Annotated in this window: 7 protein-coding genes; 2 read left to right on the forward strand and 5 right to left on the reverse strand. The window is 62.1% G+C overall.

Translation table 11 applies throughout. From position 1 onward, the window contains the following. Nucleotides 1–14 precede the first annotated feature (14 nt). The 3 genes from infA to VGD20_RS15040 all read right to left on the reverse strand — a co-directional run bounded on the left by infA (nucleotide 15) and on the right by VGD20_RS15040 (nucleotide 1,775). The gene (infA, locus tag VGD20_RS15030) at nucleotides 15–272 is read right to left on the reverse strand and encodes a translation initiation factor IF-1 (protein WP_331135221.1); all 258 of its coding nucleotides are present in this window, start codon (nucleotides 270–272) and stop codon (nucleotides 15–17) included. A gap of 1 nt (nucleotide 273) precedes the next feature. Continuing rightward, a complete protein-coding gene (locus VGD20_RS15035; RefSeq protein WP_331135222.1) occupies nucleotides 274–480 on the reverse strand; it encodes a cold-shock protein in 207 nt (68 codons plus the stop codon). Nucleotides 481–800: 320 nt separating this feature from the next. Continuing rightward, nucleotides 801–1,775, reverse strand: a complete 975-nt coding sequence (locus tag VGD20_RS15040) for a hypothetical protein (protein WP_331135223.1) — start codon at nucleotides 1,773–1,775, stop codon at nucleotides 801–803. Between the two features lie 151 nt (nucleotides 1,776–1,926). Here VGD20_RS15040 and VGD20_RS15045 point away from each other — a divergent pair, with 151 nt between their 5' ends. Together VGD20_RS15045 and VGD20_RS15050 are read left to right on the forward strand one after the other, a co-directional pair. Further along, nucleotides 1,927–2,733 carry a hypothetical protein gene (locus VGD20_RS15045; protein ID WP_331135224.1) on the forward strand — a complete coding sequence of 269 codons (807 nt, stop codon included), beginning with the start codon at nucleotides 1,927–1,929 and terminating at the stop codon, nucleotides 2,731–2,733. A gap of 5 nt (nucleotides 2,734–2,738) precedes the next feature. Further along, the gene (locus VGD20_RS15050) at nucleotides 2,739–3,683 is read left to right on the forward strand and encodes a hypothetical protein (protein WP_331135225.1); all 945 of its coding nucleotides are present in this window, start codon (nucleotides 2,739–2,741) and stop codon (nucleotides 3,681–3,683) included. Nucleotides 3,684–3,727: 44 nt separating this feature from the next. Here VGD20_RS15050 and leuA read toward each other — a convergent pair whose 3' ends face one another. Both leuA and VGD20_RS15060 read right to left on the reverse strand, forming a co-directional pair. Beyond that, nucleotides 3,728–5,392, reverse strand: a complete 1,665-nt coding sequence (gene leuA / locus VGD20_RS15055) for a 2-isopropylmalate synthase (protein ID WP_331135226.1) — start codon at nucleotides 5,390–5,392, stop codon at nucleotides 3,728–3,730. A gap of 220 nt (nucleotides 5,393–5,612) precedes the next feature. Then, a complete protein-coding gene (locus VGD20_RS15060; RefSeq protein WP_331135227.1) occupies nucleotides 5,613–6,155 on the reverse strand; it encodes a DUF4189 domain-containing protein in 543 nt (180 codons plus the stop codon). Nucleotides 6,156–6,261 lie beyond the last annotated feature (106 nt).

The raw sequence follows: 6,261 nt of genomic DNA on the forward strand, positions 1-6,261 counted from the left end.
GGTGGTTTGCGGGATCAGCGCTTCTTGCGCTGACCCGGAACGGCTGGCCCGCCCCCGCGTTCGCGGTAGACGAGCCGGCCTTTGGTCAGGTCGTAGGGCGTCATTTCGACGCGGACCGCGTCGCCGACGACCGACCGGATGCGAAAACGTCGCATCCGGCCCGCCGTATAGACAATCACCCGATGGCCGTTTTCGAGCAGGACGCCGAAGCGCCCGTCGGGCAGGATCTCGTCGATCTGCCCCTCGAAGGTCATCAGTTCCTCTTTGGCCAAATCAGGCCGACTGGAGGTTGATCGCGGAGACCTTGCCGTTCTGGCCTTTTTCGAGGTCGTACGAGATGCGCTGATCCTTGTTCAGCGTATTCATGCCCGCAGCCTGGACCGCGGTGATGTGGACGAAGCTGTCACCCGAGCCGTCTTCATTCTCGATGAAGCCATAACCCTTGTCGGTGCTGAAGAATTTTACGGTGCCGGTGGCCATTGGATGTTTCCTTTCACGAAAACAGGGAATCCACCGGCAAAAGCACCGGCGGAGCTGGTAGCGTGTGAAGGGAAAATAGTGCCCTGAAGGGCCATCAAATTCCGTCGCATGCGACGTTAGCCCTTTCCCTATAGGCGCAAAAATCCGAAAAGTCAATTTGGGCCCGAACGGGCGAAATATTTGACCAATAAGGGACCGATCGGCGCGATATTTTCGCGATTATTGGATCATCGGTTTCACGGGGCTTCCATTTTTCTGCTGCTGTTCGGGCGGCAGCGCGTGCGCGGGCCGGGGTGCGGCGCGTGCGCCGGGCCGGGGCGTCAGCCGCCGGCGGCTTCCCGCGCGCCCGCGCGGCGTTCCGGTTCGGGGTCGTTTGCCGGATCGGGGAGCGCGAAGAAGGCGCGGCGCGCGGCTTCGCCGGCGATGCGCAGCGGTTCGACGGCCTCGGCGTGAGCGGCCTCCCACGCGACTTCCTCGTCGGTGTCGAGGCTGCGTTCATAATCCTCGTCGCCGAACTGGCATTCCTCGATACCGATGAAGCCGCCCGGCGGCGGGAAGTTGGTGCGCAGCCCGCCGGTTTCCTCGTCGTGCCAGACGGTCATCGCGGCCGCCTCTTCCTCGGGGGTCGGCCCTTCCGCGTCAGCGCGTTCGGGGCCGGCGTCGGAAGTGGCGGAAAACTGCGCAACTTCATTCGCGATCGCGGTACCGCGCCAGAGGGTCGCGAGCGGGTTCGCGCGGTTGTCGCGGCCGGCGAGCCAGAGCGCGAGCGCGGCGCTATGGCCTTCGGCATCGGTCCCGGCGCCGTCTGGCGCCCCACTGGCAGCGCCGGGGTCGATATCGAAGAGCGAGAGGAAGCCCGGCCAGTCGCCGGCGATGACCTGCGCCAGCATCTCCTGGCCTTCGCGCGCGCGCGTTTCGACCATGCGGTCGAGCCGCGCGAGCATCGCGAGGCCGAGGCGGCTGTCGATGCGGCGGCGCTTGGTGAGGCTGCGGCCGTCCTCGCGTTGCAGTTCGGTGGTCTCGTCATGCCCCCAGATCGCGCGGTCGAGCAGCTCGTCGACGAGCCGCCCGCGCGCGATCAGCGTTGCCGCGGCGCAGCCGAGCCGGAACGCCGCGCCCTCAGGCCGCTGTTTGAGCTGATAAACGGCGGACGGCGACATGCCGACCTTCGCCGCCGAAATCTTCACCGACCCGTTGGTGGCGAACGCCTCCAGAAACTCGCGCTGGAGCCGCGGCGTCCAGTGATAGCTGCCGGGGGCAGGGATAAACGCGGGATCGTGCGGGGAGTCGTCCATCGATTCGTCCTTTCGGTTGGGTGAAACCGACAGAATGAACCATATGGGTGAAATGTAGGAAAGGCCTTTTGGAGATTGGTCATTCGGATCTAGGCCTTGCCCTCTATCACGGTAGCATATAGCCTCAATGAACTTAGGGGAGGGAAGATGTATGGCAGTAATGCCAACGGTAGAACTTGCCACCGTCCTTGCCGGAGCAGAGGGCTTCAAAGAAGGAAACATAAACGACACGTATCGGGGGCAGGTCCTTCGGGCGGATGGTGCTATCGTAAGCGCTGTTTTAAAGGATGTGGGAAGTAAGGAGCTAGCGAACGAACTTATCGCGTTTGTGCTGGCTCGCTTGTTGTCGTTGCCCACGCCGGATGCGTTATTGGCGCAAGTCGACCCGTCCGATTTGGTGACGACGAAGGGTCCGCTTATCAACGATGGTCGGCGTCTGATGCTGGCGAGCGTGGATGTCGGTGTACCCAATGTGCAATTTCGCTATCGAACAGCCGATCTGTCCGGGCGCGCCCGTTTGCTTGGAGCCATAACCGCTTGGCCATCATTGGGGCGACTATATGGATTTGATGGCTGGATCGCGAACATTGATCGGCACGCAGGCAATCTATTATTCGGCTCAGGTGCTGAGGCGTGGCTAATAGATCACGGCTGGGCGTTCACTGGCCCTAACTGGTCGAAGGATGCGCTTGATCCGGTCGGCAACTACCCACACCGTCTAGCAGATTGGCTTACTCCTCATCTTACGGAAGATGGTAGGGACGCGAGGGCGCGCCAAGCGGGCGTGTTGGAGGCGGACCTTCGTTTGATCGATGTGGACGCAGCAATTGTGGCAAGCAGAGCGGATATATTGCTTGCGTCCGACGACGTTGAGGCCCTTAGGGGCTTCCTGAAAAAGCGAGTCAACGAGGTGACGCGCATAGCTAGCGCAGCGCTCAATTCGCCGGTACTTATCTGATGATCGTGAACCTAAACAGCGACTCTTTTCCGTCTCTCGAAAACCCGGTTCGAGCGAACTGGGCCCCCATTTTCCTATCGCCGATCCGAGGGTCGCAAGAACGGTTGATCATCGGTGTAGCGGTGTTCAACGACACCGGTTTTCATATCGAAGCTGCGAATGCGCTTAACAGGTTACAGTGCCTGTACGGCGCGCAATCGGATATTGTCATTCAAGTCGCGGGCATCACGCTTGATGAACTGCAGGCAGATTTGGCTGCGCGCTCGGCGGCGGCTGTGACCGATTTCAGGCCATCAATTACCGGGGTAAGTATCGGAGAAATTCGTGTGGCTGATGGCTTGTCTTTGCAAGCGATAGGCGTCTCATGGATGAGTGCACTGTCTTCGTTATACGATGCCGAGGCGGCAGGTCTAAACGCTGGATTGGCGGCGCTCGATGACATCAGCTACGAGGATAAATTTGAAGCGTTTGCAGGAGGCGACAGGCTTCCAAGATTGGTTCTCGACTATGTCGTCGAAGCGCGGAGTGGCTTGGCGGGGTTTTTCCGATCGGATTTGGCTACCCAGCAGCAACGGCGGCGTCGCAGCCACGAAGTTTCAATCGATTTCTCAGGTTCCCAATTGGTAGCGAACTTTGGGACTCTTAGTGTCGGGCAGATTTCTAGGTCGGTGGACCTCATTAAGCGTCGACTCTGGGACTTGAAGGTCGACCGTGATTCCGAGACGGCGAACGCATTCAGTCGTCAGCACGAAATGCTGATTCAAATGCCTTCGGCAAGCGATCCGCAGGTTAGCGAGCGTCAATTCGAGCACCTCGAAGTTGCGCGCAAGGCTCTTGAAACCCAAGCAGATCAGGAAGAGCTGCGGTTGGAAGCATATACTACGGTGGCGGAGATCGGGCGCCGAGTCTTGACTGCGGAAACGCCTAGAGATGGAAACCTACTCCATTAGTTTCGACACAGTCCCGCAGGCGCAAGGCGGCGAGGGGTGCCTCCCTAAGCCCCATTCGCCGCGCTAAGGATCGCCCTAACACTCGCCGTCGCGACGTCGGTATCCAGCCCGCAGCCGAACAGGCTTTTCCCGTCGGCGGTGCGGCATTCGACATAGGCCGCGGCCTGCACATTGCTGCCCTGGCCGATCGCGTGTTCGCTATAGTCGACGATGTCCATCACGGGGCCGCCGCTTTCGCTGAGCGCGGCGATGACGCTCGACATCAGGCCGTTGCCGCGGCCGCTGACGCTGCGCGGGGTACCGTCGATGGTTAGCTTGCCCGCGAAGATGCGGTCGGCGCCGCTGTGCGTCTCCGACCAGTCGACGAGTTGGAAGCGTTTGGCTTCGGTCGCCAGATACTGGCCCTCGAACGCGTGCCAGATATCCTCGGCGCCGAGTTCGCGGCTCGTCTGGTCGGCGAGCGCCTGCACGATATGGCTGAAGCTCGCCTGCATCTTCTTGGGCAGTTTCAGGCCCTTGTCCTGTTCGAGCACCCATGCGACGCCGCCCTTGCCCGACTGGCTGTTGACGCGGATCACCGCTTCGTAGCTGCGGCCGAGGTCGGCGGGGTCGATGGGGAGGTAGGGGACTTCCCATTTTTCGTCATTCTGGCGCTCGCGCGCGGCGAAGCCCTTCTTGATCGCGTCCTGATGGCTGCCCGAGAAGGCGGTGTAGACGAGCTCGCCGCCATAGGGGTGGCGCGGGTGGACGGGCAGGTTGTTGCAATATTCGACCGTCTGGATGACCTCGTCGATGTTCGAGAAGTCGAGCTCGGGGTCGACGCCCTGCGTGTACATGTTGAGCGCGATGGTCACGAGGCAGGTGTTGCCGGTGCGTTCGCCATTGCCGAACAGGCAGCCCTCGACGCGGTCGGCGCCAGCGAGCAGGCCGAGCTCGGCCGCCGCGACGCCGGTGCCGCGGTCGTTGTGCGTGTGCAGGGATATGATCGCGCGGTCGCGGTTGGGCAAATTCTTGCAGAAATATTCGATCTGGTCGGCGTAGATGTTCGCCGTCGACGCCTCGACCGTCGCGGGGAGGTTGAGGATGATCGGCTTGTCGGTCGTCGGTTGCAGGATGTCCATCACCGCTTCGCAGCAGGCGATGCTGAAATCGAGCTCGGCGGTCGAGAAGGTTTCGGGGCTGTATTCGAAGCGCCAGTCGGTGCCGGGCAGGCGCGCGGCATTGTCGCGGAGCTGCTTCGCGCCCTCGATCGCGATGCCCTTGATCTCGTCCATCTCCATGCCGAAGACGATCTTGCGCCACGCCGGGCTGACCGCGTTATAGACGTGAACGATCGCGGTTTTCGCGCCTTCGAGGCTGTCGAAGCTGGTGCGGATGAGGTCGGCGCGGCTTTGCGTCAGCACCTGCGGCGTGACGTCGTCGGGGATACGGCCGTTGCGCACGAGGCCCGAGATGAAGTCGAATTCGGTCGCGCCGGCGCTGGGGAAGCCGACCTCGATCTCCTTGAACCCGCAGCGGACGAGCAGGTCGAAGAAGCGGGCCTTTTTCTCGGCATCCATCGGGTCGATCAGCGACTGGTTGCCGTCGCGCATGTCGGTGGAGAGCCAGATCGGCGCGCTCGTGGTAACGCGGCCGGGCCATTCGCGGTTCGCCAGGGGAACCTGCGGGAAGGCGCTATACTTGACCGAGGGGTCGCGGAGCATGGTCATGGGTTTGGAACTTCTTCTGCTGTCGGTTGCGGTGCTTTGTCGATCGGACCCTTGAGCGGGTGGCCGCGACTAGCGCGCAGCCAGTGTCACGCCCAAGGGCGTGTAAGTCGCAGAAGAAGAAGGGCGTTGCCGCGCATGGCCGCCCTAGTGATGCAAAATGTCGCGCTTGGCAAGGGGGGAGATGCGAAAATTGCGCGGAAGCCCTCCCCCGGGGCGGGTGCTAGCGGACGAATTCGGCCTTGCTGCAGTCGGAGAAATAGACCTTGCACCCGCCCAGATTCTGGTCGGTGCATTGTTTCATCGCGACCTTCGTCGCCTTCTTGATCGTATAATGCTTGTAATAGAAGATGTTGAACTTTCCGTTGGGGGCCTCTCCGGCCGCGACCACGGCGCATTGATTATACCAGGTCATCGCCATGCGGCAGTCCTTGCCCCCCTTCGAGGTGCAATGGGCGACCGCGTTGTCGACCGCATCGTCCTCGCTCGGACGGGTGCTCGCGAGCCCGATCGTGCCGTCTTCGCTGGCGGCGAACGCGCCCCAGCGCGTCTCCCAATGTCCCTGCGGTACCTGCTGGCCGCCGCCGGACTCGCGGTACAGGCCCGGGATCGGCTGGCATCGGACGCCTTCGGGCGAGGGCTGGGGCGTATAGCCGTCGGCGCAGCCCTGTTCGGCGCGTGCTTTCTCCACGGGACCGCCGGCGAGGAAGAGGATGGCCCCGATGACGGACAGGGCAAAGGCACAAAGCCACGGATAACGGCGCATATTCGAACTCCCTCGAAAAATTTACCCCTCGTTACCGCCGGTTACAGATGGACGGCAAGGTTCGATGTGATCGCGATCACAATCGGGAGCACGGGGGGAGGGGGCG

It is taken from the genome of Sphingopyxis sp. (assembly GCF_036402335.1).
Classification (GTDB): Bacteria; Pseudomonadota; Alphaproteobacteria; order Sphingomonadales; family Sphingomonadaceae; genus Sphingopyxis.

Excerpts from the sequence above, each read along its gene's own strand:
- VGD20_RS15040 (WP_331135223.1), bottom strand. The coding sequence starts at position 1,775 with ATGGACGACTCCCCGCACGATCCCGCGTTTATCCCTGCCCCCGGCAGC.
- VGD20_RS15060 (WP_331135227.1), bottom strand. The coding sequence starts at position 6,155 with ATGCGCCGTTATCCGTGGCTTTGTGCCTTTGCCCTGTCCGTCATCGGG.
- VGD20_RS15035 (WP_331135222.1), bottom strand. The coding sequence starts at position 480 with ATGGCCACCGGCACCGTAAAATTCTTCAGCACCGACAAGGGTTATGGC.
- VGD20_RS15045 (WP_331135224.1), top strand. The coding sequence starts at position 1,927 with ATGGCAGTAATGCCAACGGTAGAACTTGCCACCGTCCTTGCCGGAGCA.
- leuA (WP_331135226.1), bottom strand. The coding sequence starts at position 5,392 with ATGACCATGCTCCGCGACCCCTCGGTCAAGTATAGCGCCTTCCCGCAG.